Origin of the sequence: Tolypothrix sp. FACHB-123 (assembly GCF_014697075.1) — a bacterium.
GTDB lineage: Bacteria > Cyanobacteriota > Cyanobacteriia > Cyanobacteriales > Nostocaceae > Aulosira.
In genome coordinates this window covers 1-2,767 of record NZ_JACJRE010000147.1, presented here as the reverse complement: position 1 = coordinate 2,767, position 2,767 = coordinate 1, and the positions used below count along the sequence as shown (strand labels likewise).

General features: G+C 41.4%; 3 protein-coding genes. 2 read left to right on the top strand and 1 reads right to left on the bottom strand.

Going from position 1 to position 2,767, the window contains the following annotated elements:
- The first annotated feature begins 173 nt into the window (after positions 1-173).
- Entirely contained in the window at positions 174-1,304 is a 1,131-nt protein-coding gene (locus tag H6G41_RS34365) for a tyrosine-type recombinase/integrase (RefSeq protein WP_199316475.1), read from the top strand.
- Positions 1,305-1,363: 59 nt separating this feature from the next.
- A complete protein-coding gene (locus H6G41_RS34360) occupies positions 1,364-1,660 on the top strand; it encodes a hypothetical protein (RefSeq protein WP_190752851.1) in 297 nt (98 codons plus the stop codon).
- A 535-nt stretch (positions 1,661-2,195) separates the two neighbouring features.
- Here H6G41_RS34360 and H6G41_RS34355 read toward each other — a convergent pair.
- On the bottom strand, positions 2,196-2,492 hold the full coding sequence (locus tag H6G41_RS34355) for a hypothetical protein (protein ID WP_190752849.1): 297 nt from the start codon (positions 2,490-2,492) through the stop codon (positions 2,196-2,198).
- Positions 2,493-2,767: the final 275 nt, after the last annotated feature.

The window sequence follows — 2,767 nt, the reverse complement described above, 5'->3', positions numbered from 1 at the left end:
GAGAACGGATCATGGATGATCAAAATCAATCATGGATTGAAACACATATATTTAATTAAACGTCAACCCTAATTGTGCCAGTTTAAGGTGCGTTTGCCCTGTGCTCCCCCCTAGCGGAGTATGATGTACGTTATTGGAAAAACGCATTATCAAGAACGAAGCTGTAAGCATTTATGCCTAATGAGTCAAGATGGGGGGAATTAGTCTCGCATTTGGGACAAAAAAATGAGCCGAGCCTTATTAACCGCTCGACTATCCATGATGCCCAACAATTTAACCACCCCAGCGAGGCTCATTTTTCCAGTCTTACCCCCGTTAAGGTAGAGTTAGAAGCGTGTTTAGATGCGCCAATAACTAGGTATTTTGACGCAGAGCTTCAGGGCGACCCCGATGTGTTGGCGCAGCTGTTGGCAGATAAGCGTAACCCTAATACTCGACGTGCTTACGAGAAAGATTTGCGGGATTTTTTTGTGAAGATGACGGGCCTACCGCCAACTGGGGATAGCGTGCTGGAGTTTTTGCACTTGCAGCGAGAGCAAGCGGTGATGGTGGTGTTGAAGTACAAGGCGAAACTCATAGCTTCATCTTTACGGGAAGCAACAATTAATCGGCGGTTGGCGGCGATTAAATCCTTGGCCAAGATGGGGCGGAAGTTGGGGGTGTGCAATTATTCCCTGGAGGATGTCTCCGGGGAGAAGGTGAAGGCGTACCGAGATACACGGGGGGTTGATAGCAAAGCGATAGCAGTTGTGATTCAGCAGTTTGATAGGGAGACTTTGATTGGTAAAAGGAATTATGCGATTTTTTTGGTGTTGTGGGGTTTAGCTTTGCGCCGACAGGAGATATGTCAGTTAAATGTGGGTGACTTTGATTTTTATGGACGCAAGTTGAGGATTTTGGGCAAGGGAAAGGGAACGAATGAAGAGTATTTGGATATGTCCAAAGATGTGGCGACGGCGATAGCTGATTGGTTAATTGCTAGGGGGGATTTAAATGCCAATTTACCAATTTTTACGGCGTTAGATTTTCATAATGAAGGGCATAGATTGACTACGGATGCTATCTATAAAATAGTGAAGGCTGCTTTTAAGAAGGCGGGAGTGAAGAAACCGATGTCACCCCACAGGGTGAGGCATTCGGCAATTACGGCGGCGCTGGATGCAACTGATGGGAATATCAGAAAGGTGCAGAAGTTGAGCCGTCATGCTGACCCGCGAACGTTGATGATTTATGACGATAACAGGAATAAAGATTTGTGGGAGATGTCGGAATTGTTGACTCTTATGTTGAAGAATTATGAGTGATAAAAATTAATCATACATAGAAGTGAAAATTTTATTTGACAGTAAATAGAGAAACAAGTATGAAAAATATACAGGTTATTGATGGAGCGATGAACTGTGCTTATGATATTTTTGCGGCAACAGATGAAGAGTTTAAATTGATATTTCCTAATGAAGGACAAGATATACAATTTGCTGAAGATATATATGACAACGAGTCGGCGCAAATGGTTTTAGCCAAAATTTGGCAACGGCGCTTGGATAAAAAGCTCGTCAATGGAATACACGGTACGTTGTTTTATCAACTGCAACATAAAAAAAAGTTTTATCCTAACTTTAGAGAAGAAGATTTAACCATTAACCGAGGCAGAGCCTGATTGTGGATGGCGGCATTGATTAGCGATATTCCAATAAGTCGATATGGTATTCCCAACTGGGAATCATTTTTTTACTGCGAAACTTCGCAATCATAAGAGGAACTATAGTAAATTACTATTATCATTCGACAGGTAATTAAATCGCCACGCATTTTTAGAATCAGAAAATGCCAAGAAAATCACGAGAACGTTATCCCCAAAATTGGTCTGATATCGCAAGTGAAGTTAAACAAGGAGTGGACTGGCGATGTACTAAATGTGGCTTACAATGCATTCGCCCCGGTGATGATACATCTAAACTTTCTCGCTCCCTTAGAATGGCTTTAACGTTAACGGTGCATCATAGAAATTTCATGCCTGAGGATAATCGTCGAGACAACTTATGCGCGTTATGTACCGCTTGCCATCTTAGTTTTCATAACCGGCGCAGGGGGAATGTATCGCCGGGGCAACTGTCTTTATTTTGAGAGTTGTTTAATCAATAAAAGAAGCACACGCTATGCTCAAATGATGTTGGCTTACACTACCAAAATAACTAACTGGCTGTGTCAAGCTGAGTAATCCACTGATTGATTTGGTCGCGTTTATCGGTACTTAGTCGCTCAATTGCTGCATAGATAGCTTGTTTTTTATAGATTTGCCATAAATCAGAAATCATCCCCATATCTTCACAGATTTCCAGGTCAGCCGCTATTACTGCCAGATTTTCTTCGGTCAACCATTTTTGAATTTCATTTTCATACTCTGCTTTCATTTGGTTGAGTCGGTTTCTTTCGCTTACAGACAAATTACTCCAAATAACTTTCTTCACGCCGTCTGGACGACGAGACATAATTTGGGTGACATCTGACCATTCTTTGGCGTTGCGAACTTTAAAGGCTAGACATTCTATGCTAGATTCAAAAGTTTGTTCTGGGCAACCTAGTAGTTGAATAGCGTAAAGTAGTTCGGTGAGAGTTAATTCTTGACAATCTAAAAACCAGCTTCTAATTGTGGAATTATAAAACCCGTATTCCGCACTTCATTATGAAGCATAAAGAACTACATAGCTGTACTGAAGCAAAAGGTAAATAATAATACAATTAAAAACCAGGAACCAGACATTTA